The sequence below is a fragment of the Rhodococcus maanshanensis NBRC 100610 genome (genome assembly GCF_001894865.1).
In the GTDB taxonomy this organism is placed as follows: Bacteria; Actinomycetota; Actinomycetes; order Mycobacteriales; family Mycobacteriaceae; genus Rhodococcus_G; species Rhodococcus_G maanshanensis.
In genome coordinates this window covers 16,626-39,689 of sequence record NZ_BCXA01000058.1, presented here as the reverse complement: position 1 = coordinate 39,689, position 23,064 = coordinate 16,626, and the positions used below count along the sequence as shown (strand labels likewise).

Here is a 23,064-nt window from a genome sequence, read left to right as displayed (position 1 = left end):
TTCGCGATGTCCTGAACGCAGACACGAGTGCTAGGACTCGTCAACCGCGCACGGGCGCGTCAGCGCCTTTGCGATCGGCGCAGCGAGCGCGGCGATGCTCTCGGCCGTGCCGGTTTCCTGGCCCTCGAGTGCCCTTGCACCGATGGTCCGGTCGAAGACCAGGCCCTCCAGGAGGGCGATCAGGTCCGCCGCATCCCGCTCCGGGTCGGCGGTGCCGAGCGTGCGGGTGAGCTCGACCGCACGCTCACCGGAGAACAGGCTCGCGGCAAGCGCGGCCTGGATCTGCTTGTCGTGCACCATCTCCAGTGTGAGTGCGTAGCGCGCGCGGATGTCGCGGGCGCGCTCGGAGAGCAGCCCGTCGACGTAGGCGGCGATCCCGTTGGCGATCTCGGCGATGCCTGCGCCCGTGTTCGGCGCCGGCGGTTCCTGCTGGGAATCGGCGAAGGCGCGGCGCGACCGGTCGGTGAGGTGGCCGACCGTCGCGACCAGCAGCTCGCGTTTGGTCCTGAAGTAGTAGGACGTCGATCCGGCGGGCAGTCCCAGATGGCGGTCGATGCCGCGATGGGTGAGTGCCCGGATGCCGTCCGTGGCGATGATGTCCAGCGCGGCATCGGCGATGCGCGCGCGCCGGTCTGTCGTTTCCGTCATTGATGTCGCTCCGATCACGTTGACCCATGAAACTCTACATTTGTAGAGTCGCGCTATGAAACCTATCCGAGTGGATGTGTTCGACCGGGCCGCGCAGGGCGCCGGATTCGTGCTCGACCCCGCGCAGCGGGCGGCCGCCGAGCGCCTGGCCGCGATGGGCCCCGCGACCGGTCGCGGGATCTACCTGTGGGGCCCGGTCGGCAGGGGTAAGACCTGGCTGATGGACGTGTTCCGCGAGGGCCTCGGCGACGTCCCGTCCCGGCGCGTGCACTTCCACGAGTTCTTCCGCCGGCTGCACGAGCTCGTGCACACCGACGGGATCGAACGCGCGATGGACCTGCTGCTCGGACGCTGCAAGATCCTGTTCTTCGACGAGTTCCACGTACACGACGTCGGCGACGGCGCGCTGTTGACGAGGCTGCTCGGAGTGCTGCGCGAGCGCCGCGTGACGCTGGTGGTCACCTCGAACTATCCACCGGACGGGTTGATGCCGAACCCGCTGTTCCACGAGACGTTCGTGCCGACCATCGAGGTGCTCAAGGAACGGATGGAGATCATCGAGGTGGCGGGCGCCGTCGACTACCGGGAGTCGGGGACCGCTGGGAGGCGATTCGGTGCGGGGCGGTACCTGTCCGACGCGGCCGGCCTGAAGTGGCCCGCGGCAGCCGATCGTGTGACGCTCCGCCCGACCACTCAGCCCATCACGGCGCTTTCGGCGGCGGGCGATCTCGTCTGGTTCGAGTTCGCGGACCTGTGCGAGCGGCCGACCTCGACGCTGGACTACCTGAGCCTTGCGTCCGCCTACCCGCGCTGGGTGCTGAGCGGCGTGCCCCGGATGGCCGACGCGAGTCCCGATGGGGTGCAGCGATTCTGCAATGTCGTCGACATCCTCCACGACCAGGATTCGGAGCTGACCCTGGTCGGCGCGGATTGGCGGGTATCGGGACCCGAGCCGGTCGCAGGCGGGCTTGACCTGGCACGCACCCGCAGCAGATTGGCGCTGCTGGGGTGAGCTAGCCCGCGGCGGGGTCGAGGTCGCGATCGGTCGACGACCCCGAGGGCGCCGCGGGCCTCTGCTCGTCCCCGCGGCCGCGGGTGATCAGCCAGCCGAAGGCCGTCGCGACGGGGAACATGATCACGCCGTACACCGCGGCGGGGACCGCGATTCGGGTGCTGTTGAGCAAGCTGATCGCGATCGTGATCGCGAGCGTGCTGTTGTGGATGCCGATCTCCATCGAGCTGGCGATCGACTGCCTGCTGGCGATGCCCAGCCTCCGCGGTAGGACGTAGCCGATGCTCAGGCTCAGGATGCAGAAGATCAACGTGATCAGGCCGACGTCCGCCAGGTACCCGGTGACGTTCTCCCGCTCGGCGATCACCGTGCCGACGATGACCAGCGCGAGGACCACGGCCGAGCCGATCCGAACGGGACGGTCCATCCGGTCCGCGAAGGCGGGCCACGCCCGCCGTACCCAGACGCCGATGGCGACCGGGATCAGCACGATCGCGAAGATCTGCACCACCTTGGCGAACTGCAGGCCGAGCGAACCGGTTCCGTCCGATGGTGCGAAATGACCGAGGGCGAAGTTGGTGATCAGTGGCAGCGACACCACAGCGATCACCGAATTCACAGCCGTGAGTGTGACATTCAGTGCGACATCGCCGCGGAACAGATGGCTGAACAGGTTTGCCGTTGTCCCGCCAGGGGAGGCGGCCAGCAGCATCATGCCCACTGCAAGGAGCGGCGGCAGGTCGAACAGCAGCACCAGCCCGAACGCGATCGCGGGCAGCAGGATCAACTGGCAGACCAACGCGATCGCGACGGCCTTGGGATGCCGGGCGACCCGCGCGAAGTCTCCGACGGTCAGGGACAGGCCGAGGCCGAACATGATGATCGCCAACGCGAGCGGCAGCGCGACCGTGGACAGCCCGGAATTCATCGCAGATCCCCGTTTCCTGGAAGGCTCGCGACGTGCAGGCGTCGCCGACAGATTCTCGGCGCAAAGATACGGGTGTCCGCACCGGAATTGGGCATATCGCCCATATTCGTCGTGCCGGAGGGCGCCGTAGTCGCCGCATCGCCGAACCGACCTATCGCTGACTATGACGGGTGGCATAGCCTCGCTGGGACGAATACCCGGCGAGAGGTGGAATCGATGACGGTCGCACACGAGGTCAAGGACCAGATCCAGCAGATCGGCGGGGGATTCATGTTCTCCCGCGAGGCCAAGGAGTTCGGCCGCAGCACCGGTGTCGACGGCTTCATCGGCCCGTACATGCGCGGCCGCTGTGGCGTCCTCGGCGAGGTCGACGCCGACGTCGTGACGGCCGCCGCCGGGTTCTTCCCCGCCGACAGCGTCCGGGCCGCCTGGGAGTCGGTGGCGATGCCGGCCGCCGAGGCCGCCCGTGGCTACGCGCTCGCCGCGCAGCAGTTCGGCGTCCGCAAGCTCGCCTCGTTCGACGGGGCCGAGCGGCTCGCCGAACTGATGGAGGCCGTCGCGGCGAACGCCGATCCTGCGGGTGTGCCGCTGTTCGCCGGCTGGCGGGCCGTGCCGATGCCCGCGGATCCGCGGGCCCGGGTCCTCCAGCTCACGCACGTCCTGCGGGAGCTGCGTGGAGGGGTCCACCTCGTCGCCGTCAAGAGCCAGGGTGTCAGCCCGCGGGACGCCGTCCTGATCGCCGGCTCGCCGCTGGCCAGCGGGCCCGACCAGGCCGCGCTCTACGGCTGGCCCGCGCCCTACACGGCGCCAGGCGAGGATGTCCGGGCCCGATGGGCGCGCGCCGAGGAGATCACCGACGAGCTCGCCTCCCAGGCATTCGACGTCCTCGACGAGACCGAGGGCAAGGAACTCGTCACCCTGCTCGCGGACGCCCACGCGGCAGTTTTCCCCCCTCGCTGATCCCGGGGCAGCCCCGCCTGCGAACCCATCGATCTCGTGCGGGCACCGTGCGACGATGGAGTGGTGGGCACGGCGGTCGGTCGCACTGCCACGGTTATCGCGTTGATCGTGGTGAGCGTCCTTGCGCTCCGCGGCTACCTGCCCGAGGTCGAGGAGCCGCCCGCGGCGCCGCCGAGGACCGACGGAACTGCCGCGCTGGTCGCGATGCTCGTCATCGCGGCCCTCTCGGTCCTCGTGGCCGCGATCGCGCTGGTGGCGGTGCTGGTGCTGGGCCCGTCGCGAAGGCCGGCGCGACCGGCGCCGACGTGGATCGGCCACCGTGCGTCGCCCGGCCGGTGGTGGCAGGGGGTGGCGTGGTTCGGGTTTGCGGGACTGGTCGTGGTCGCCGCGCTCGCCCTCGCGCCGAGCAGGGACCGGGCGGCCCCCTCCGATCCGAATGGCGGCGCGACCGATCCGAACCTGCCCGCGGTCGGACAGCTCCCTGCTCCGCGCGGCAGTGAGATCTGGCCGGACATCCTGCTGGTGTTGCCGCTGTTGACCGCGCTGCTGTTGGCCGGGGCCGTCGCCCGCGCGCGGCTGCTGGTGCCAGAGCCGGCCGACTCCGGCGAGGAGGACACGGTCCCCGCTGCCCGGCGAGCGGCCGCCGAATCCTTGAGGCGGGCAGCGGAACTGGGCCTCGCCGAGGTCGCGAACACCGGGGCGGACCCCCGAGCGGCCATCATCGCCTGCTATCTGGCGATGGAACGCGCTCTCGGTGCGGCGCCCGACGCCGCGCCACTCGCATCCGACACCCCATCCGAGGTGCTGGTGCGTGCGGTACGCCACGGCGCGCTGCACAGGGAGAGCGCCACGGCGCTGGTGGGGCTCTTCGAGGAGGCCAGGTTCAGCGGGCACGAGATGACCGAGCGACACCGGGGCACGGCGGCGGAGTTGTTGCGCTCCGTCCTGGCCGAGTTGGAGGAGATGCGATGCGCCGCATCGCCGTGATCGGGATCCTCTTCGTCGCGGCGCTGGAGGCGATGGCGCTGCGGGCTGGCGCGCCCGCAGCCGCGCTGATCGCGATCGGAGCGTCGGCCGCCGTCGTGATCTTCGCGATGCGCCGAGCCGTCGACGTGGCACCGGCGGCAGGCGAGGTCGTCGCGCCGTCGAACTCCCAGCAGGAGATGCTGCGGCGCTGGCGGCTTCGCACGGAGACGCTGGTCAGCTGGGCGGACGGTTCGTGCGCAGACTGGGATCGGCACCTGCGGCCGCTGCTCGCCCGCGAGTTCGTGCACGTGAGCGGACCGCACGCTCCCCGGGGCCCCGCCGAGATCGAGGCGGCAGGGGCCGCGATGTTCGGTGCCGACCTGTGGCGGTGGGTGGACCCGGCGGGGGCGCGCACGGGTGATCCGGAGGGGCCCGGCCCCGGGCGCGGGGCACTCGAGCGCATCCTGACCCGCCTGGAGCAGCTGTGACCGCCGCGACGCGGGCCACGACGGCCCGAGCCGGGGCGGTGCTCGCCGAGATCGAACGGGCCGTGGTCGGCAAGCGGGACGCGATCACGACAGTGCTGCTGGTGGTCCTCGCCGGTGGGCACGTGCTGATCGAGGACCTGCCGGGGCTGGGCAAGACGCTGATCGCGCGGTCCTTCGCGGCGGCCCTCGGGCTGGAGTTCACCCGCGTCCAGTTCACTCCTGACCTGCTGCCCGCCGACCTGCTCGGCTCGACCGTCTACGACATGCAGTCGGGACGATTCGAGTTCCGTGCCGGGCCGGTCTTCACCAACGTCCTCCTCGCCGACGAGATCAACCGTACGCCGCCGAAAACCCAAGCGGCGCTGTTGGAGTCGATGGCAGAGGGGCAGGTCAGCATCGACGGGGTCACCCGCCGGCTGCCGGACCCGTTCATCGTGCTCGCCACCGACAACCCGATCGAGTACGAGGGCACCTATCCGCTCCCGGAGGCGCAGCTCGACAGGTTCATGCTGCGGCTGCGACTCGGATACCTCGGCACCGCGGACGAGCAGGAGATGCTGCAGCGCCGCCTGGACCGCGGCGCGGCCTCGGTGGACGTCCGGGCGATCGTGACGGCGGACGAATTGAACGCCATGCGCGGCAGCGTCGAACAGGTCTCGGTGCACCCGGACGTGCTCCGGTACGTGGTGTCGCTGGCGGCCGCGACCCGCTCGCATCCCCAGGTGGAGGTCGGCGCGAGCCCGCGGGCGGAGCTCGACCTCGTCCAGCTCGCCAGGGCGCGGGCGCTCCTGGGCGGTCGGGACTACGTCATCCCCGAGGACATCAAGGCGCTGGCCGCGCCCGCGGTGGCGCACCGGATCTCGCTGCGACCGGAGATGTGGGTGCGCCGGATCCACCCCGAGGAGGTGGTCGCCGACATCCTGCGCCGGCTGCCGGTGCCGAGGGCGAGCACGTGAGCGCCATCGAGTGGCGGGCCTCGCCCGCGGCGGCGGCACTTGCCACGTGCTCGGCCACCGCACTGGTCGTCGCGCTCGTCGGTGGCAGGCCGGAGTTGCTGGCCTTCGCCGCCCCGATGCTCGGCGCGCTCGCGGCGCGGGCGCTGTTGCCCCGCCCCGCCGATCGGGTGACCGTGCGCGGCGACCCGACGACGGTCCGGATGTTCGAGGCAGAGTCGGTGCGGCTGGTGGTCGCGGTGGACGCGGCCGGTCTGCGCTCGGCCTGCGGTGTCCGGGCGCTTCCGCAGGAGGGGCTGGAGATCGAGCAGGAGGCGGCGAGCTCGGACGACCGGCGTACGGGCGTGCGGATCATCGCCGGGCGGTGGGGGCGCTATCGGCCGCGGGTGGCCGTCGACGTGGCCGCGGCGGGTGGGTTGTTGGCGGGCGTGGCGGTGGCCGAGGTGGCCACGGTCGATGTGTTCCCGCTGGTGGATCCGAACCGGCCGGGGATCCCGCCGACGGATCTGCCGGACAGGTTCGGGGCGCATCCCACCGAACGACACGGGCCAGGGGTGGAGTACGCGGACATTCGCGCCTACGTCCCCGGCGACCAACTGCGCGCGGTGAACTGGCCGGTGAGCGCGCGCCGCCGCGCCCTTCACGTCACCGAACGCCGGACGGACCGAGCGGCGGATGTCGTGGTGCTGATCGACGCACACCCGCAGGCGCCGGGGCCCGCGAGCGAGAGCCTGGATCGGTCGGTGCGCGGCGGCTGCCAGGTCGCCCAGGCGGCGCTCGGGCGTGGTGACCGCACCGCGCTCGTCGTGCTCGGTGCCCGATCGCGCTGGCTCGCACCGGATCTCGGTCGGCGGCAGTTCTACCGGGTCGTCGAGGCCGTGCTCGGCGCTGGCGAGCGCACTTTGCCGCTCGAGGGCACGCTGGTGCCGCGACCCGCCGTGCCGCCCGGCGCCGCGGTGATCGCCTTCACCACGCTGCTGGACACGGACTTCGCGCTGGCCCTCATCGACCTCCGCAAACGGGGCCGCACCGTGGCCGTGGTGGACGTGCTCGCCGGTCCACCGTTCGAGGACGAGCTCGATCCGACCGTCGCGAGGATGTGGCGGCTCGAACGCAGGAACATGTATCGGGATCTCGGCGTCCTCGGGATCGATGTCGTCGGCTGGCAGGGGGATTCGTCCCTCGAACGCGTGCTGGCCGGGGTCGGCCGCCGAGGCAGGCGGGCGGTGGTGCCCCGATGACCGGGCTCACCGGATCGAGCGCGATGGCCCTCGGCGCCGGGTGGTCGATGAGTGCCGCGGTCGTTCCCCATGCGCAGGCGCAGGCACTGATCGCGGCGGTGCTCTCCGCGGCGGGGGTGTTCGCCGCGAGGTGGAGCCGGGTGGCGGTGGTCTGTGCGGTGCAGGGCGCGCTGCTCGCGTTGGCGCTTGGCGAGCCGACGCCGGTGCAGGCGGGAGTCGCCGGAGTCGGGGCGACGGTGTTCGTGCTGGCCGCCCATTCCGCGCACATGCCGGGGATTGTGGTCACCGAAGCGGGGCTGGTGCTGGCGGTGGCGGCCGCGACCGCGGTCGCGGCGGTGTCGGTGTTCCTGTTGCCCTTCGAGATCGCCTGGCTGCCACTGGTCGCGCCGATCGCGTGCCTGGCGGTGTACGCGGTGGTGCTCGCGCCCTACACGAGGTCGAGAAACGGCAAGGGGCCGCACTCACCATCGGCGAGTGCGGCCCCGTGACGGGTCGAGCGGTTACGGCAGCAGCTGATCCATGAAGGAGTTGCTGTAGATCCGGTGCGGGTCGAGCGTGTTGAACGCCGCCCGTGCGGTGTCCCAGTTGTCGCTCGCGGGCACGCCGTCGCGGTAGCTCTGCGGCAGGGCGCCGCTGATGATTCCGCCGTCGGTGTACGGGTTCGCGCCGAACGCCCAGCCCTTCGACCACTCGGGGCGGAAGGTGTAGTCGTTGCCCGTGTAGTGCGAGCGCATCCACTGCTCCATCTCGCGGTAGAACTCGAACATGCCGGGGGTACCCGGGACGCCGAGCACGTTCAGCCAGATGGCGGTGTCCCACTCGGGATGATCCGGGCGCGGACGCATCGCGGAGATGGTCGGAGCGCCTGCCGACGGGACCTTGACGTCCGCGGCCTGGTCGAGGCCGCAGCAGCGGATCTCGACGGGACCGTTGAGCGGGTACTGGCCCTTGGCCTTGTAGAACTCGATGCGCTCGTTGAACCAGTGGGTGAAGTCGTGGATGACCTGGCCGATGTTGGCGCGGTTGGTGATGACGGCGCCGCCGCCCTCGGTCAGGCGCAGCGTGGTGGCCTTGATGTAGAACTGGATGTCCTTCGACCAGCCCCAGATGTCGTTGGCGTTGGTCGCGGCGAGCCCGGCGACCGTGGTCGAGTACATCGTCTGGCCGAACAGCGGTGCGATGCCGGGGGCTCCCGCATTCATCTGGCCGAGAAGATCGGTGATCACCTCGGGCAGGTTGTCCGAGAACGGGTAGTTGTACGGGCCGGTGACCTCGCGGGACCCGGCGGGCTTGTTCGGCGCGACCGACCACACCTTGAGCCACGGCTTCTCGGTGAAGGGGTACCAGATGGCCTCGACGCCGCCGTTGGAGGCCACATAGCTCTCGAAGGTGCGGCCCGAGGCGCCCTTGGCCCCGAACATCTCGGTCCACTTGATGTCGGTGTAGCTCTGGCACCGCATCCGGAAGTTCTGGCCCGCCTGCAGCGTCACCGACGTGAGGAAGGTGCGACCGAGGTTGGTGAGCAGGGGCTTGATCTGAGGATCGTTGCGGGAGTAGGTCTTCTGCGCGTACGCGGAGCCGTCCCAGACCACCGCGGTCAGCGAGGTCACCAGGTTGCTCAGCGAGCCGTAGGTGTGGCCCGGAGTGGTGGCCTGTCCGTTCGCGGGCAGGGCCGCGCCGTGCGCATCAACGGCGAGCGAGCCCGCGATGGTCAGCACGCCGGGAGCGGGGAGGTTGGCGAAGCCGAGGCCCTGTGCCTGCAGCGCGGTGGTGATCGCGTCCAGGGTGGCGCCCGGGCCCGCGGTGACGGTCGCCGGGGAGCCACCCGCGTTGACCGAAACGCCGTTGAGGTGCTTGATCGTGTCGACCAGGATGACCTTGTCGACGGGCGCGCCGTTGACGACGGTCAGCGGGGTCCAGCCGTGCATGGCGCCACGCGGACGCAGCTTGTACCCGTTGGCGTGCGCCCAGTTAGCCAGCCGAACAACGTCGTCGGCGGACTTGGGGTGACAGGTCCAGACGGAGTCCAGCATGATCTCCTTGGACCAGTTCTGGTACGCCTGCTGCGCGAGTTCGATGCCGTCCGGGAAGCTCGGCGGTGCGGGGAGCGTAGTCCCGCCGCCAAGAGAACCCGAGCCGCCTGCCGAGCCCGACGAGCCGAGCGGGATGGCGTAGACGGGCGTCCATGCGCCCGCCGCCGTCGCTGCCAGGGCCCCCGCCCCTGCAGCGAGGAATCCCCGCCTGGATAAGCCGAGACGCTTATCGTTCGAATCCGGCATGCGTTTACTCCAGTCGTGTGTGAGAGAGGGGGAGTTGTGTTCGTCAGTGCTGGGTAGACCGGTCGGCCGTGCTGGGAACGGCCGACCGATCTGTCGTGCTTGCTGGATCAGGCGAGCGTGAGGACCACGTCTGCCAGTGCCGGCGAGTCGCTGCGCTCGAGAACGCTTGCCGAGATGAGCAACTGGCCGGTTTCTTTCCAGATTCGGATCTTGAGGGTCTCGCCCGGGTAGACCACCCCGGCGAAGCGGGCCTTGTAGCCCTTGACCTTCGATGTGTCAGCGTCCAGCGCGGCATCGACAGCGGCCTTGCAGACCATTCCGTACGTGCACAACCCATGCAGGATAGGCGCAGGAAAGCCTGCCGCGCTGGCGAATTGAGGATCTGAGTGCAGCGGGTTCCGGTCGCCGCACATCCGGTACAGCAATGCCTGCTGCGGCAGGATCGGCGCCTCGACCTCGAAGTCGGGGGACCGGTCGGGCAGCGGGGCGGACTCCGACGGGCCGCGCTCGCCGCCGAAGCCGCCCTCTCCGCGCGCGAAGATCGACGACCGTGCGGTCCACAGCGGGTTCCCGTCCAGGTCGGTGGTGGTGGACTCCTGGACGATGACCGCGGCCTTGCCCTTGTCCCACACCTCGGAGATCCGGGTGGTGGTGCGTGCACTTCCCTCGGACGGAATCGGCTGGTGCACGGTCACTTCCTGGCTGCCGTGCACCACCTTGGCGAGGTCGATCTCCACACCGGGGAAGGACACCTTCGGCGCCTCGGTGGCATGGATGTTGGCCACCACGGTGGCGAAGGTCGGCAGCACCTGCGGCTTGCCGTCCTCGAGGTAACGCAGCTCCTTGGCGTCGAGCGGACGCGCGCCTGCTCCGATGCCGAGGTGGTACAGCTGCACGTCCGAGCTGGTCCAGGAGAACTCCTGGGTGGGCAGCTCGGCGCCGATCGCGATGCTGGGGTCGATGGGCAACGTGACTCCCTGTCAGTTCGAAGTGGCGGGGGCGGTGGCGGACTCGGCATTCGCGTCGGAAGCCGACTCGGCGCTCGCGCCCGACTTCGCCTTCGCGGCGATGTCCAGGACCGCGAGGTACGCGAAGGTCATCGCAGGTCCGATGGTCGCGCCGGGGCCTGCGTAGGTGTGACCCATCACCGGCGCGCTGACGTTGCCTGCCGCGTACAGACCCTCGATGACGGTGCCGTCCTCGCGCAGCGCGCGGCCGTCGACATCGGTCTGGATGCCGCCCTTGGTGCCGAGGTCGCCGGGCACCATCTTGATCGCGTAGAAGGGGGCCTTGCTGATCTCCGCCAGGCTCGGGTTCTTCAGGCGGGGATCGCCGTAGTAGGCGTCGTATCCACTGTCACCACGACCGAAGTCCTCGTCCTTGCCGTTGCGCGCGAAGCCGTTGAACCGCTCGACGGTCTCGGTCAGCGCGTCGACGGGCAGGCCGGTCTTCTCAGCGAGTTCGGCGATGGTGCCCGCCTTCACCACGATTCCGGCCTTGAGCCAGCGGCCGGGGAACGGCGAGCGCGGGGTGATACCGGCGAAGGTGTACCGGTTGCGGTAGCGCTGGTCCAGGATCATCCAGGTCGGGATGTTCTCGCCCGGGCCCTCGCCCTGGCCGTACTTGCCGCCGTACATCATGTGGGTGGCCTCGACGTACGGAGCGGCCTCGTTGCCGAACCGCTTGCCGCGGGTGTTGACCATCATCGAGCCGGGCAGGGTCCGCTCGGAGAGGGCGAACCACGGGCCGCCGGTCAGCGGGATGGACGGGCCCCACCAGGCGTCGTCCATGAAGTCCACTGCGGCGCCGACCTTCTGGCCGGCCAGGATGCCGTCGCCGGTGTTGGCCTTGGCGCCGACCGTCCACTCGGTGGTGATCGGGGCGCGCTGGTACTGCTTGCGCATCTCCTCGTTGTGCTCGAAGCCGCCCGAGCCCAGCACGACGCCGTGCTTGGCGCGGATGACCTGCTCCTCACCGTCGACGAGCACCTTCACGCCGCGGACGCCGCCGTCCTCCGTGTACAGCTCGGTCAGCGGCGTGTTCAGCAGGATCGGCACGCCCGCGTCGCGCAGGCCGATGCGCATGCCTGCGACCAGGGCCTGCCCGCGGACCAGCAGGTCCTTGCCGGTGGCCTTGGCGGCCAGGAAGCGAATGCCGACCTTCATCGCGCGCAGGGGTCCGCGGCGGTTGCGCATCAGCAGGTTCAGCCACTTGTAGTCGGCCTGCGTGATGACGAAGTTCTTGGGGGCCTTGACGTAGTCCGGCTCCAGGTTCTTGCGGTCGTCGCCGAGCTGGTTGCCGTCGAAGGGCGACGGCTCCACCGAGCGTCCGCCGAGGCGTCCGCCGGGGGCCTCCGGGTAGTAGTCCGAGTAGCCGGGCACCCACTGCAGCTTCAGCGCGCTGTTCTTCATGACGAACGAGAGCATTTCCGGCCCACGGTCGAGGTAGGTGTTGATGCGCTCGGGCGCAACGACATCGCCGATGATGCTGTGCAGGTACTCGCGGGCCGCCTCGCGGGTGTCGGTGACACCGTCGGCCTCGAGCACCTCGTTGTTGGGGATCCAGACGCCGCCACCGGACCTGGCGGTGGAGCCGCCGTAATGGGCGGCCTTCTCGACGATGACGACGCTCAAACCCTGGTGGGCGGCGGTCAGGGCCGCGGTCATGCCCGCCGCGCCGCTACCGACAACGACGATGTCGTATTCCTGCTTGCTCATGTAGAACACGTTATAGAATGAGGTGGGTCTCAGTCCATGCTTTCTGCCAGGAAGTATTGCCGAATTGGGGCTTGACAACCGGAACCAAACGAAAACACGTTGCAGGGTGGCGGAAGGCGGTGCGCGGTGTCCTGGGACCTTTCCGCGGATGTAGTGGTGATCGGGGTCGGCGTGGCGGGTGTCTCCGCTGCCCTCGAGGCGAATTCGGCGGGTGCGGACGTGATCGCGCTCGACCGCTACAGCGGAGGCGGGGCGAGCACCATCTCGGGCGGCATCGTCTATGCCGGCGGTGGGACGTGGGTGCAGAAGCAGGCCGGGGTCGCCGACAGCTCGGACGCGATGTTCGCCTATCTCAGTCGCGAGGTCGGGGACGCCGTCAGCCAGGAGACGCTGCGCAAGTTCTGCGACGAGAGTCCGGCGATGATCGACTGGCTGTCCGGGCACGGGGTGCCGTTCGAGGCCTCGCTGTGCCCGTACAAGACCTCGTACCCGAGCAACCGTCACTACCTGTACTACTCGGGTAGCGAGGCGGCGGGCGGCTTCCGTGACATCGCGAAGCCGGCGCCGCGCGGCCACCGGGCCAAGGGCAAGGGAACCTCGGGAAAGATGCTCTACGGGCCCCTGATCGCCTCCGCGTTGGCGAACGGCGTCCGGTTAGAACAGCAATCCCGTGCGACCGAGCTGATCATGGACGACACTGGGACCGTGGTCGGCGTCCAGTGCCTGAGCCTCCGCAGCGCACCCAAGCAGGTGCGCGCGCGGTATGCGGCGCTGACCTCCCTCTCCGCCAAGCCGGGTATCTACTACCCGCCGATGCGCAAGATCCTGCAGAAGCAGATCGAGAAGATGGAGGCGCGGTACGCCAAGCCGATCCGTGTCCAGGCCCGCTCCGGCGTGGTGCTCAGCGCGGGTGGGTTCATCGCGAATCGTGAACTCGTCGCCGAACACGCGCCGCAGTACAGAGGTGGGCTGGCGCTCGGCACGGCGGGCGACGACGGCAGCGGAATCCAGATGGGTACCGCCGTCGGCGCCGCGACCGACAAGCTCTCCAATATCTCGGCCTGGCGTTTCATCGTCCCGCCCAGTGCCTTCCTCAGCTCGGTGCTCGTGAACGAGAAGGGCAACCGGATGGTCGACGAGTCCCGATACGGGGCCGCGCTTGGGTACGCGATGATCGCCGAGAACTCCGGGCAGGGCTGGCTACTGGCCGACGCCGATCTCGTGCGGGAGGCGCGCTCACAGCTCGGCACCCAGACCATGTGGTTCCAGCGCATCCAGGCCGAGACCCTGCTCCGCGGTGAGGGTGTCACGGGGAACACCCTCGCGGAGGTGGCTGCCAAGGTCGGGATCGACGCGGCCGGGCTGGAGGCGACGGTCGCGGCGCACAACGACGCGATCGCGGCGGGCCAGGCGGACCCGATGGGCAAGCCCGCGGACTTCGTGCGGCCGGTGCGGACGGGGCCGTTCTCGCTGTTCGACGTGTCCCTGAAGAAAAGCCTGACAAACCCGCTGCCGATGCTTACCCTCGGTGGCCTTGTCGTGGACGAGGAGACCGGTGAGGTCACCTCTACTGCGGGCGCGGCCATCCCGGGCCTCTACGCGGCGGGCCGCACCGCGGTGGGGATCTGCTCGAACTCGTACGTCAGCGGGCTCTCGCTCGCCGATTGCATCTACTCCGGCCGCCGGGCCGGCGCGCATGCTGCACAAGGTGGCTCCGCCTGAGGTACTGACGAAAGGAATCGATGATGCTCTCGTCCGAGATGCGCACCCAGCTAGCGGATCGTCTCGATACTGCGGAAAAGGGGCGAGTAGCGATCGATCCGTTGTCGGCGCAGTACCCGGACCTGGACGTCGTCGACGCCTACGAGATCCAGCTGATCAACATCCGCCGTCGGGTGGCGGAGGGTGCCCGCGTGGTCGGGCACAAGGTCGGTCTGACCGCAGCGGCGATGCGGGAGATGATGGGCGTCGACGAGCCCGACTACGGCCACCTGTTCGACGACAGGGAACTGCGCGAGGGTGAGCCGGTGGACACCTCGCGCTTCCTGTTGCCGCGTGTGGAGGTCGAGGTCGCCTTCATCCTCGGATCGGATCTGCCAGGAGCGGGGTGCACCGTCGATGACGTGATCGCCGCGACCGAGTTCGTGGTGCCGTCCATCGAGTTGATCGACACCCGGATCAAGGAATGGAAGATCGGCATCTGCGACACCATCGCGGACAACGCCTCGTATGCGGGCCACGCGATCGGCGCCCAGCGTGTCCGGCCCGGCGACATCGACCTCACCGCCATCGAGGCCACCCTCCTGCGCAACGACGAGGTGGTCGCGGAGGGACGCAGCGATGCCGTCCTCGGTAACCCGGCGGCGGGCGTGGCCTGGCTCGCTCAGGAGGTCGAGGGCTTCGGGGTGCAAGTGAAGGCGGGCGACATCGTGCTCCCGGGTTCGTGCACCCGGGCAATCGACGTCAGCGCAGGAGACAGGTTTCACGCCGAGTTCAGCGGGCTCGGTTCCGTTTCTCTACAGTTCAAGTAGGAGACATCCATGACCAAGGCAAGCGTGGCGATCGTCGGGTCGGGAAACATCAGCACCGATCTGCTCTACAAACTGCAGCGCTCCGAGTGGCTCGAACCGCGCTGGATGATCGGCATCGATCCCGAGAGCGAGGGTCTGGCGCGGGCCCGCAAGATGGGTCTCGCGACCTCCGCGGAGGGGGTCGACTGGCTCCTGGACCAGCCCGAGAAACCGGATCTGGTGTTCGAGGCGACCTCGGCCTACGTGCACCGCGACGCCGCGCCGCGGTACGCGGCGGCGGGTATCCGCGCGGTCGATCTCACCCCCGCGGCCATCGGCCCCGCGGTCGTTCCGCCCGCCAACCTGCGCGAGCACCTCGACGCACCGAACGTCAACATGATCACCTGCGGCGGCCAGGCGACCATCCCGATCGTGTACGCGGTCTCCCGCGTGGTCGACGTGCCCTACGCCGAGATCGTCGCGTCCGTGGCGTCGGTCTCCGCCGGACCGGGCACCCGCGCCAACATCGACGAGTTCACCAAGACCACCAGCCGCGGCATCGAGGTCATCGGCGGCGCCCGCAAGGGCAAGGCGATCATCATCCTGAACCCGGCCGATCCGCCGATGATCATGCGCGACACCATCTTCTGTGCCATCCCCGAGGACGCGGACCGGGCGGCGATCACCGACTCCATCCACCGTGTGGTGGCGGACATCCAGGAGTACGTGCCCGGATACCGTCTGCTCAACGAGCCCCAGTTCAACGAGCCGAGCGTGGTGTCGGGCGGCCATGCGACCGTCACGACCTTCGTCGAGGTCGAGGGTGCGGGGGACTTCCTGCCGCCGTACGCGGGCAACCTCGACATCATGACGGCGGCGGCAACCAAGGTGGGCGAGGAGATCGCCCAGAAGCTCCTCACCGTGAAGGCGTGAGCACAATGGCACTCATTGACGGCACAGTTCATTTCGATCCGGCGTGGGACGTCCGGGTCACCGACACCTCGCTGCGCGACGGCTCGCACCACAAGCGGCACCAGTTCACCGGGGACGAGGTGCGGGCGATCGTCGGCGCACTCGATGCGTCCGGTGTGCCGGTCATCGAGGTCACCCACGGAGACGGACTCGGCGGGTCCTCGTTCAACTACGGCTTCTCCAAGACCCCCGAGCAGGAACTGATCAAGATCGCGGTGGACACGGCGCAGCAGGCGAAGATCGCCTTCCTGATGCTGCCCGGCCTCGGCATCAAGGAGGACATCATCGAGGCCCAGGGCAACGGGGCCTCGATCTGCCGCATCGCCACGCACTGCACCGAGGCCGACGTCTCGATTCAGCACTTCGGATTGGCCCGCGAGCGTGGTCTCGAGACCGTCGGCTTCCTGATGATGGCGCACTCGACGAGCCCGGAGAAGCTCGCGCAGCAGGCCCGGATCATGGCCGATGCCGGCTGCCAGTGCGTGTACGTGGTCGACTCCGCGGGCGCGCTCGTGCTGGAGCAGGTGTCCGAGCGCATCGAGGCGCTGGTGTCCGAGCTCGGCAACGACGCCCAGGTCGGTTTCCACGGCCACGAGAACCTCGGTCTCGGCGTGGCGAACTCGATCGCCGCGGTGCGCGCGGGCGCCAAGCAGATCGATGGCAGCACCCGCCGCTTCGGTGCGGGCGCGGGCAACGCGCCGGTCGAGGCGTTCGTCGGTGTCTGCGACAAGATCGGCGTCAAGACGGGCATCGACTTCTTCGCGATCGCCGACGCCGCGGAGGACGTGGTGCGCCCGACGATGCCCGCCGAGTGCCTGCTCGACCGGCAGGCCCTGATGATGGGTTACGCGGGGGTCTACTCCAGCTTCCTCAAGCACGCGGAGCGTCAGGCCGAGCGGTACGACGTCTCCGCCGCCGAGCTGCTGGTGCGCGCGGGCAAGCGGAAGCTGGTCGGCGGTCAGGAAGACCAGCTGATCGACATCGCCCTCGAGCTGCAGCGGGAAGCCGCAGCCCGCTAGACAGATACGAGAAGGGGCGCGCATCCGGATGGATGGATGCGCGCCCCTTCTCGTATTCGGGTGTTCGCTACGCGTCGGTGTCGCGCACCTCGAGGATGCCCTCCATGACGGCGTGGTTGATGCTGTTCAGCAGTCGTGGACAGGTCTGCTGAGACCCGGTTCGCCCACCGGAGCTGGTGAATTCCGGGCACACCTGCGCCGGGTCGGCCTGCCACTGGATGCTGGTGTGCTTGAAGCTGTTCTTTCGAACGAGGACGCAGGTGCCGCAGGCGCGGCACTCCACCTCCTGCAGGCCGTCCTCGAGGTACGTCTGCAGGTCGACGGCGGTCTGTGCGCGGACGGCCTCGACCCGGGCCGGGCTGTCGGCGAAGTCAGGGGCCTTGGCCCAGGTCGAGGTCATCTCACACTCCCGTCTTGTTGTCGGCGGCCTGCGCCGCCGCCTTCTCCTCGGCCTGACGGGCCAGGTTCTCGTCGACCTCACGCTGCCAGGCCTCTACGGCCTTGGTGGTGTCGATCTCGAACTCGAAGCGCTGCGTCATCTTTTCCTCGACGTCGGCGACATCGACATAGAACTGCTCGTACCAGCGGCGCAGCTGGTAGACGGGGCCGTCCTCCTCGCAGAGCAGCGGGTTGTCGATCTTGCTCTTGCTCTTCCAGATCGCGACGTCCTGCTCGAAGCCCATCGTCACGCCCTCGGTGAACTTGCGCGAGATCTTCTCCGTGGTGGCTTCGTCCAGGCCCTTGGGCTTCTGCACGCTCACGCCGTACATCAGCACGAACGAGTCCTGCGTGACCGGGTAGTGGCAGTTGATCAGGATGCTCTCTGCCTTGTACCCGCTGTAGTCGTTGTGCAGCCAGTTGATCATGTACGACGGGCCGAAGTACGACGCCTCCGAGTCCAGCACGGACTCGCCGTACTGGGTGCCCATGCTCTGCACGTCCGGTCGGCCGTGGTTCTGCAGGTACTGGGTGGCGACGTGGCCCTCGAAGACGTTCTTGAAGTACTTCGGGAACCCGAAGTGGACGTAGAAGAAGTGCGCCATGTCCACCACGTTGTCGACGATCTCGCGGCAGTTCGAGCCCTCGACGAGGATCCGGTTCCAGCGCCAGTCGGTCCACTCGTCGGTGAACACCTCGGGCAGGCGCGGGATCGTCACGTCCTCCGGCGGCGGGTTGCCCTCCGGGTCGTTCCAGATGAACAGCTGCTTGTTCTCCTGCAGCGTGATCCACTTGCGGGTGCGCGCCAACGGCGGGACGCGGCGGGCGTAGGGGATGCCCGTGCACTTGCCGTTACCGCCCCAGCGCCAGTCGTGGAACGGGCAGGCGACGGAATCGCCCTTGATGCTGCCCTGGCTCAGGTCGCCGCCCATGTGCCGGCAATACGCGTCGAGCACCTGCAGCTTGTTCTGGCTGTCGGCAAAGACGACGAGCTTGGTGCCGAACGCCTCGACCGCGTGCGGCTTGCCGTCCAGGAACTCGCTCTCCAGGCCGATGCAATGCCACCCGCGGGCGAATCGCGTCGGGTTGGCACCGACGTCGATCTCGCGAATGCCCTTGCCGGATGCGCCGCTTGTCTGCGTCATCTCTGCCCCTCACATCCCTTCGTTCTTGTACTAGAACACGTTATAGAACTTGTGCCAGTTTTGCCAGATATTCGCGCTAGTAGTCGCAGTCAGGGACTTTCGTCCCAGTGGAACCCATTCTGCTCGACACGAATGGGAACGTGTTCTAGTCTCAGGTGAAAGTGAAGCACCGAGACGCACGACACATGAGGGAGTGACCAGTGGGTGAGCACGACAGCCGCGCGGTGATCGAGAAGCTGAACGAGCTTCTGCCGACCCTGCGCGAGCGCGCACAGGAGACCGAGGATCTGCGGCGCATTCCCGACGACTCGATCAAGGCGCTCCAGGAGGCCGGCTTCTTCCGCCTCCTCCAGCCCGCACAGTGGGGTGGCCTCGAGGCCGATCCCGTCACCTTCTACACCGCCGTCCGCAACATCGCGAGCGCGTGTGGATCCACCGGCTGGGTCTCCGGCATCATCGGCGTCCACAACTGGCACCTCGCGCTGTTCGACCAGCAGGCGCAGGAGGACGTGTGGGGCCAGGACACCGACGTGCGGATCTCCTCGTCGTACGCGCCGATGGGTGCGGGCGAGGTCGTGGACGGCGGTTACAAGGTCAACGGCGCCTGGGCCTGGTCCTCGGGCTGTGACCACGCCAGCTGGGTCGTCGTCGGCGGGCCGGTGATCAAGGACGGCCGCCCGGTCGACTTCGGCAGCTTCCTGATCCCGCGCGAGGACTACGAGATCGACGACGTGTGGAACGTGGTCGGACTGCGTGGCACCGGCAGCAACACCATCGTCGTCAAGGACGTGTTCGTGCCGCGGCACCGCTTCCTCAGCTTCAAGGCGATGAGCGATCTCACCGCTCCCGGCCTCACGCAGAACACCGCGCCGGTCTACAAGATGCCGTGGGGCACCATCCACCCCACCACCATCTCCACCCCGATCGTCGGCATGGCCTACGGCGCCTACGACGCCCACGTCGAGCACCAGGGCAAGCGGGTGCGCGCCGCGTACGCCGGTGAGAAGGCCAAGGACGACCCGTTCGCCAAGGTCCGGATCGCGGCGGCCTCCAGCGACATCGATGCCGCCTGGCGTCAGCTCTCCGGCAACGTCGCCGACGAGTACGCGCTGCTGCTGGCCGGCGAGGAGGTGCCGATCGAGCTGCGCCTGCGGGCCCGCCGCGACCAGGTGCGTGCCACCGGCCGCGCGATCGCGTCGATCGACCTGCTCTTCGAGAACTCCGGTGCGACGGCTCTCGCGAACGGCACCCCGATCCAGCGCTTCTGGCGCGACGCGCACGCCGGACGGGTGCACGCCGCCAACGACGCCGAGCGCGCCTACGTGATGTTCGGTGGCGCCGAGTTCGGCCTGCCGCTCACGGACACGATGGTCTAGGGGGCACCGTGACTACGACAGAACAGACCGAGATCACCTACGAGTCGACCTCGAAGTTCGCCCAGGTCCGTCCGGACCTCAAGCTGCACTACCACGAGGCAGGCGTCGGCAACGGCCCCACGATCGTGCTGCTGCACGGCGGCGGACCCGGCGCCTCCTCCTGGTCGAACTTCTCCAAGAACATCCCCGTGCTGGCCGAGAAGTTCCACGTGCTCGCGGTGGACCAGCCCGGCTACGGGCTCTCGGACAAGCCGACCGAGCACCCGCAGTACTTCGTGCACAGCTCGTCCGCGCTCAAGGACCTGCTCGACACCCTCGAGATCACCGAGCGGGTGCACCTGCTGGGCAACTCGCTCGGCGGCGGCGCGGCCGTGCGCTTCGCGCTCGACTTCCCGGACCGCGCTGGCCGGCTGGTGCTGATGGGCCCCGGCGGGCTGAGCGTCAACCTGTTCGCGCCGGACCCGACCGAGGGCGTCAAGAACCTCGGCAAGTTCAGCTTCCAGCCGACGAAGGAAAACCTCGAGGCCTTCCTTCGGATCATGGTGTTCGACCAGTCGCTCATCACCCCCGAGCTGGTCGAGGAGCGGTTCGCCGCGGCGAGCACCCCGGAGTCGCTCGCGGCCGCGAAGGCGATGGGCAAGTCCTTCGCCAGCGCCGACTTCGAGAAGGGCATGCTCTGGCGCGACGCGCACAAGCTGCGCCAGCGCGTGTTGCTGATCTGGGGCCGCGAGGATCGGGTGAACCCCATCGACGGTGCCCTGGTGGCGACGAAGATGATCCCGCGCGTGCAGCTGCACGTGTTCGGTGGCTGCGGCCACTGGGCGCAGCTCGAGAAGTTCGACGAGTTCAACCGTCTGGCAAGTGATTTCCTTCTCGACGGAGGTAACTGATGGGTATTCGTTCGCTCGCGTACATGCGCATCGAGGCCACCGACATGGCGGCCTGGCGCGAGTACGGACTGAAGGTCCTCGGCATGATCGAGGGCAAGGGCACCAATCCCGACGCCCTCTACCTCCGCATGGACGACTTCCCGGCCCGCCTGGTGATCGTGCCGGGTGAGCGTGACCGCCTCATGGTCTCCGGCTGGGAAACGGCCAATGCGGCCGAGCTGCAGGAGATCCGGGACAGCCTGGCCGAGGCGGGCGTGCCATTCAAGGAGGGCACCGCCGACCAGATCGCGGACCGTCGGGTCGCCGAGCTGATCGTCTTCGAGGACACCTCGGGCAACACGCTCGAGGCCTTCCACGGCGCGGCTCTCGAGCACCGCCGGATCGTGAGCCCGTACGGGCACAAGTTCGTCACCGGCGAGCAGGGTCTCGGACACGTCGTGCTCACCACGGACGACGACGAGGCCTCGCTGCGGTTCTACCGTGACGTGCTCGGGTTCAAGCTGCGCGACTCGATGCGTCTGCCTCCGCAGATGGTCGGGCGGCCCGCAGACGGCGATCCGGCCTGGCTCCGGTTCCTCGGCTGCAACCCGCGCCACCACAGCCTGGCGTTCCTGCCGCTGCCGAACCCGACCGGCATCGTGCACCTGATGGTCGAGGTGGAGAACTCCGACGACGTCGGACTCTGCCTGGATCGCGCGCAGCGCAAGAAGGTGAAGATGTCGGCCAGCCTCGGCAGGCACGTCAACGACCTGATGCTCTCGTTCTACATGAAGACGCCGGGCGGCTTTGACATCGAATTCGGTTGCGAGGGGCTCGAAGTCGAGGATGAAAGCTGGATTGCTCGGGAGAGCACCGCGGTGAGCCTGTGGGGTCACGATTTCACGGTGGGAATGAAGTAGTGACGGCGCCTCAGGAGTCGACGACTGGCGCGGAGATCGATCCGCGTCAGTTCCGTACCGTGCTCGGTCAGTTCTGCACCGGCGTCACGATCATCACCACGGTCGACGACGGCGAGCCGGTCGGCTTCGCGTGCCAGTCGTTCGCGGCGCTGTCGCTGGATCCGCCGCTGGTGCTGTTCTGCCCGACCAAGGCGTCGCGGTCCTGGGCGGCGATCGAGCGCAGTGGCAAGTTCTGCGTCAACGTGCTCGCGGAGGAGCAGCAGTCGGTGTGCGCCCGGTTCGGTTCTCGGGAACCGGACAAGTTCGCCGGGATCGGATGGGAGGCATCGCCTCTCGGTTCTCCGATCATCGACAAATCGCTGGCACACATCGACTGCACGGTGGAGACCGTGCACGACGGTGGTGACCACTTCGTGGTGTTCGGCCGGGTGCACTCGATGAGTGAGATCAAGACCGAGCGTCCACTGCTGTTCTACCGTGGGCAGTACACCGGTATCGAGCCCGACAAGACGGTCCCCGCGCCCTGGCGCGACGACCTCGAGGCGTTCCTCACCGCGACCACCGAGGACACCTGGCTGTAGGGCACAACTGAAAACGACTGAAGGGCACCTCTGAGGGGAGGTGCCCTTCAGTCGTCCACAGCCATCCAGCAGGCGAAGTGGCGGGACGACCTCGAGGCGTTCGGCGACGGCAACCACCGAGGACACCTGGCCGCAGGGTTCTCATGACAGAGAGGCGGAACGCGGTGCACGTGTCCCGTGGACGACGACAGGCGTTGGCGTTGGGTGCGATGGGTGCGCTCGCCCTTCCCGTGATCCTCGTCGCACCCGCCGGTGCCGATCCGGCCGCACCGGGTGCGACGCACGTCGGGGTCGTGGAGGCACGGTCATGTGCCAACCTGGGTGTCACGATCCCGCTCGACCAGGGGCAGGCCGAGAGGGCACGGGCGGTGCTCCCGGCCGGATTCGCCCTCGCCGCGATGCCCACGATGCTGGTCGAGACCTCGACCTGCGCGGGTGCGGACGTGAACGGAACCGAGATCGGCCGGTTCCACCTGTCCGAAGCCGCGCTGTCGGTCGAGCCGCCGCGGCCGATCGCGTCGCCGCGCCTGGGTGAGGCCGTCGCCGAGAACATCTACATGATCTCGCAGTTGGACACGAACGAGTTGCTGTCCGAGTTCAAGTCGGGGCTCGGCTATCGCAGTGAGCTCGTAGGCATCACCCTCGACCTCGGCGCGCCCGATCAGCTCGGCCGGATCGCCTCGGCGACGGCAGGCGGTGAACTCGCGCCGACCGCGGCCACGGCACAGTTGACGCCGTCACTGCTTCCCGACGACGTGCGGGTACCGAACCCGGGAGTCGTGTACAAGTTGTGGACGCGGGATGCGCAGGGCCGCTACGTGGTCACCACGAACGCGAACATGACGATCGACCGCCCCGCGGCGGGCGTGGGGACCGTGACTGCTCCGGAGGGCACCGCGGTGCACCGGATTCTCGGCGGGGACAGCGCGAACGGCGTCGCCTTCTCCGGTCGCGCGGAGCGCTTCGTCAACGACACCTTCGTCATCCCCGCGGGCTGATCGCGCAGGGTCTCGTGTCGGACCCGCAGACGCTCTCGCCCGCC

At 68.7% G+C, this 23,064-nt stretch carries 23 protein-coding genes; 16 read left to right on the top strand and 7 right to left on the bottom strand.

All coding sequences use genetic code 11. The features are described from left to right. Positions 1-30: 30 nt before the first annotated feature. Positions 31-648 (bottom strand): TetR/AcrR family transcriptional regulator, encoded by a 618-nt coding sequence (locus RM1_RS23800; RefSeq protein ID WP_072754100.1) that lies wholly within the window; start codon positions 646-648, stop codon positions 31-33. Positions 649-703: 55 nt separating this feature from the next. Here RM1_RS23800 and zapE point away from each other — a divergent pair, with 55 nt between their 5' ends. Further along, complete coding sequence (zapE, locus tag RM1_RS23795; protein ID WP_072754099.1) at positions 704-1,660, top strand: cell division protein ZapE; 957 nt, start codon at positions 704-706, stop codon at positions 1,658-1,660. 1 nt (position 1,661) lies between these two features. Here zapE and RM1_RS23790 read toward each other — a convergent pair whose 3' ends face one another. Continuing rightward, positions 1,662-2,588 carry a bile acid:sodium symporter family protein gene (locus RM1_RS23790; protein ID WP_072754098.1) on the bottom strand — a complete coding sequence of 309 codons (927 nt, stop codon included), beginning with the start codon at positions 2,586-2,588 and terminating at the stop codon, positions 1,662-1,664. Between the two features lie 216 nt (positions 2,589-2,804). Here RM1_RS23790 and RM1_RS23785 point away from each other — a divergent pair, with 216 nt between their 5' ends. The 6 genes from RM1_RS23785 to RM1_RS23760 all read left to right on the top strand — a co-directional run bounded on the left by RM1_RS23785 (position 2,805) and on the right by RM1_RS23760 (position 7,684). Continuing rightward, positions 2,805-3,548, top strand: a complete 744-nt coding sequence (locus tag RM1_RS23785) for an SCO6745 family protein (protein ID WP_072754104.1) — start codon at positions 2,805-2,807, stop codon at positions 3,546-3,548. Between the two features lie 63 nt (positions 3,549-3,611). Beyond that, positions 3,612-4,535: a DUF4129 domain-containing protein gene (locus RM1_RS23780; RefSeq protein WP_143069518.1), complete on the top strand. Its 924-nt coding sequence runs from the start codon at positions 3,612-3,614 to the stop codon at positions 4,533-4,535. Next, positions 4,517-5,002: a hypothetical protein gene (locus RM1_RS23775; RefSeq protein ID WP_072754096.1), complete on the top strand. Its 486-nt coding sequence runs from the start codon at positions 4,517-4,519 to the stop codon at positions 5,000-5,002. The genes RM1_RS23780 and RM1_RS23775 overlap by 19 nt, the downstream gene beginning before the upstream one ends. Then, a complete protein-coding gene (locus RM1_RS23770) occupies positions 4,999-5,958 on the top strand; it encodes an AAA family ATPase (RefSeq protein WP_072754095.1) in 960 nt (319 codons plus the stop codon). Before RM1_RS23775 ends, RM1_RS23770 begins: the two co-directional genes overlap by 4 nt. Continuing rightward, positions 5,955-7,196 carry a DUF58 domain-containing protein gene (locus RM1_RS23765; RefSeq protein ID WP_072754094.1) on the top strand — a complete coding sequence of 414 codons (1,242 nt, stop codon included), beginning with the start codon at positions 5,955-5,957 and terminating at the stop codon, positions 7,194-7,196. The genes RM1_RS23770 and RM1_RS23765 overlap by 4 nt, the downstream gene beginning before the upstream one ends. Then, the gene (locus tag RM1_RS23760) at positions 7,193-7,684 is read left to right on the top strand and encodes a hypothetical protein (protein WP_072754093.1); all 492 of its coding nucleotides are present in this window, start codon (positions 7,193-7,195) and stop codon (positions 7,682-7,684) included. Before RM1_RS23765 ends, RM1_RS23760 begins: the two co-directional genes overlap by 4 nt. Positions 7,685-7,696: 12 nt before the next feature. On the opposite strand, the gene RM1_RS23755 is transcribed toward RM1_RS23760, so the two are convergent. The 3 genes from RM1_RS23755 to kstD all read right to left on the bottom strand — a co-directional run bounded on the left by RM1_RS23755 (position 7,697) and on the right by kstD (position 12,192). Then, positions 7,697-9,475, bottom strand: coding sequence for a cholesterol oxidase substrate-binding domain-containing protein (locus RM1_RS23755; RefSeq protein WP_072754092.1), 1,779 nt, complete (start codon positions 9,473-9,475; stop codon positions 7,697-7,699). A 107-nt stretch (positions 9,476-9,582) separates the two neighbouring features. After that, positions 9,583-10,443: an enoyl-CoA hydratase ChsH3 gene (chsH3, locus tag RM1_RS23750; protein WP_027502865.1), complete on the bottom strand. Its 861-nt coding sequence runs from the start codon at positions 10,441-10,443 to the stop codon at positions 9,583-9,585. 12 nt (positions 10,444-10,455) lie between these two features. Continuing rightward, the gene (kstD, locus tag RM1_RS23745) at positions 10,456-12,192 is read right to left on the bottom strand and encodes a 3-oxosteroid 1-dehydrogenase (protein WP_245816583.1); all 1,737 of its coding nucleotides are present in this window, start codon (positions 12,190-12,192) and stop codon (positions 10,456-10,458) included. 126 nt (positions 12,193-12,318) lie between these two features. Between kstD and RM1_RS23740 the strand changes: the two genes are divergently transcribed. From RM1_RS23740 to dmpG, 4 genes are read left to right on the top strand one after another with little or no spacing between them, the layout of a single operon-like run. Then, positions 12,319-13,914 carry an FAD-binding protein gene (locus RM1_RS23740; RefSeq protein ID WP_072754090.1) on the top strand — a complete coding sequence of 532 codons (1,596 nt, stop codon included), beginning with the start codon at positions 12,319-12,321 and terminating at the stop codon, positions 13,912-13,914. Between the two features lie 23 nt (positions 13,915-13,937). Continuing rightward, entirely contained in the window at positions 13,938-14,723 is a 786-nt protein-coding gene (locus tag RM1_RS23735; protein WP_072754103.1) for a 2-keto-4-pentenoate hydratase, read from the top strand. Between the two features lie 9 nt (positions 14,724-14,732). Further along, positions 14,733-15,635: an acetaldehyde dehydrogenase (acetylating) gene (locus RM1_RS23730; protein WP_072754089.1), complete on the top strand. Its 903-nt coding sequence runs from the start codon at positions 14,733-14,735 to the stop codon at positions 15,633-15,635. Positions 15,636-15,640: 5 nt separating this feature from the next. Further along, on the top strand, positions 15,641-16,693 hold the full coding sequence (gene dmpG, locus RM1_RS23725; protein ID WP_072754088.1) for a 4-hydroxy-2-oxovalerate aldolase: 1,053 nt from the start codon (positions 15,641-15,643) through the stop codon (positions 16,691-16,693). 67 nt (positions 16,694-16,760) lie between these two features. Here the strand turns inward: dmpG and RM1_RS23720 are convergent, their stop codons facing one another. Both RM1_RS23720 and RM1_RS23715 read right to left on the bottom strand, forming a co-directional pair. Beyond that, positions 16,761-17,093 carry a hypothetical protein gene (locus tag RM1_RS23720; RefSeq protein WP_072754087.1) on the bottom strand — a complete coding sequence of 111 codons (333 nt, stop codon included), beginning with the start codon at positions 17,091-17,093 and terminating at the stop codon, positions 16,761-16,763. Position 17,094: 1 nt separating this feature from the next. After that, positions 17,095-18,276 carry a 3-ketosteroid-9-alpha-monooxygenase, oxygenase component gene (locus tag RM1_RS23715; protein ID WP_072754086.1) on the bottom strand — a complete coding sequence of 394 codons (1,182 nt, stop codon included), beginning with the start codon at positions 18,274-18,276 and terminating at the stop codon, positions 17,095-17,097. A gap of 200 nt (positions 18,277-18,476) precedes the next feature. On the opposite strand from RM1_RS23715, the gene hsaA reads away from it, so the two are divergent. From hsaA to RM1_RS23690, 5 genes are all read left to right on the top strand, one after another. Further along, positions 18,477-19,652 carry a 3-hydroxy-9,10-secoandrosta-1,3,5(10)-triene-9,17-dione monooxygenase oxygenase subunit gene (gene hsaA, locus RM1_RS23710; RefSeq protein WP_072754085.1) on the top strand — a complete coding sequence of 392 codons (1,176 nt, stop codon included), beginning with the start codon at positions 18,477-18,479 and terminating at the stop codon, positions 19,650-19,652. Positions 19,653-19,660: 8 nt separating this feature from the next. Then, the gene (gene hsaD / locus RM1_RS23705) at positions 19,661-20,542 is read left to right on the top strand and encodes a 4,5:9,10-diseco-3-hydroxy-5,9,17-trioxoandrosta-1(10),2-diene-4-oate hydrolase (RefSeq protein ID WP_072754084.1); all 882 of its coding nucleotides are present in this window, start codon (positions 19,661-19,663) and stop codon (positions 20,540-20,542) included. Continuing rightward, positions 20,542-21,441, top strand: a complete 900-nt coding sequence (gene hsaC / locus RM1_RS23700; protein ID WP_072754083.1) for an iron-dependent extradiol dioxygenase HsaC — start codon at positions 20,542-20,544, stop codon at positions 21,439-21,441. The genes hsaD and hsaC overlap by 1 nt, the downstream gene beginning before the upstream one ends. Continuing rightward, complete coding sequence (gene hsaB / locus RM1_RS23695) at positions 21,441-22,022, top strand: 3-hydroxy-9,10-secoandrosta-1,3,5(10)-triene-9,17-dione monooxygenase reductase subunit (RefSeq protein ID WP_027502855.1); 582 nt, start codon at positions 21,441-21,443, stop codon at positions 22,020-22,022. Before hsaC ends, hsaB begins: the two co-directional genes overlap by 1 nt. Positions 22,023-22,165: 143 nt before the next feature. After that, positions 22,166-23,020: a hypothetical protein gene (locus RM1_RS23690; protein WP_143069519.1), complete on the top strand. Its 855-nt coding sequence runs from the start codon at positions 22,166-22,168 to the stop codon at positions 23,018-23,020. The last annotated feature ends 44 nt before the right edge of the window (positions 23,021-23,064 follow it).

Excerpts from the sequence above, each read along its gene's own strand:
- zapE (WP_072754099.1), top strand. The coding sequence starts at position 704 with ATGAAACCTATCCGAGTGGATGTGTTCGACCGGGCCGCGCAGGGCGCC.
- RM1_RS23735 (WP_072754103.1), top strand. The coding sequence starts at position 13,938 with ATGCTCTCGTCCGAGATGCGCACCCAGCTAGCGGATCGTCTCGATACT.
- RM1_RS23730 (WP_072754089.1), top strand. The coding sequence starts at position 14,733 with ATGACCAAGGCAAGCGTGGCGATCGTCGGGTCGGGAAACATCAGCACC.
- RM1_RS23790 (WP_072754098.1), bottom strand. The coding sequence starts at position 2,588 with ATGAATTCCGGGCTGTCCACGGTCGCGCTGCCGCTCGCGTTGGCGATC.
- RM1_RS23715 (WP_072754086.1), bottom strand. The coding sequence starts at position 18,276 with ATGACGCAGACAAGCGGCGCATCCGGCAAGGGCATTCGCGAGATCGAC.
- RM1_RS23720 (WP_072754087.1), bottom strand. The coding sequence starts at position 17,093 with ATGACCTCGACCTGGGCCAAGGCCCCTGACTTCGCCGACAGCCCGGCC.
- RM1_RS23775 (WP_072754096.1), top strand. The coding sequence starts at position 4,517 with ATGCGCCGCATCGCCGTGATCGGGATCCTCTTCGTCGCGGCGCTGGAG.
- dmpG (WP_072754088.1), top strand. The coding sequence starts at position 15,641 with ATGGCACTCATTGACGGCACAGTTCATTTCGATCCGGCGTGGGACGTC.
- RM1_RS23690 (WP_143069519.1), top strand. The coding sequence starts at position 22,166 with ATGACAGAGAGGCGGAACGCGGTGCACGTGTCCCGTGGACGACGACAG.
- RM1_RS23785 (WP_072754104.1), top strand. The coding sequence starts at position 2,805 with ATGACGGTCGCACACGAGGTCAAGGACCAGATCCAGCAGATCGGCGGG.
- hsaC (WP_072754083.1), top strand. The coding sequence starts at position 20,542 with ATGGGTATTCGTTCGCTCGCGTACATGCGCATCGAGGCCACCGACATG.
- RM1_RS23755 (WP_072754092.1), bottom strand. The coding sequence starts at position 9,475 with ATGCCGGATTCGAACGATAAGCGTCTCGGCTTATCCAGGCGGGGATTC.
- RM1_RS23760 (WP_072754093.1), top strand. The coding sequence starts at position 7,193 with ATGACCGGGCTCACCGGATCGAGCGCGATGGCCCTCGGCGCCGGGTGG.
- kstD (WP_245816583.1), bottom strand. The coding sequence starts at position 12,192 with ATGAGCAAGCAGGAATACGACATCGTCGTTGTCGGTAGCGGCGCGGCG.
- RM1_RS23800 (WP_072754100.1), bottom strand. The coding sequence starts at position 648 with ATGACGGAAACGACAGACCGGCGCGCGCGCATCGCCGATGCCGCGCTG.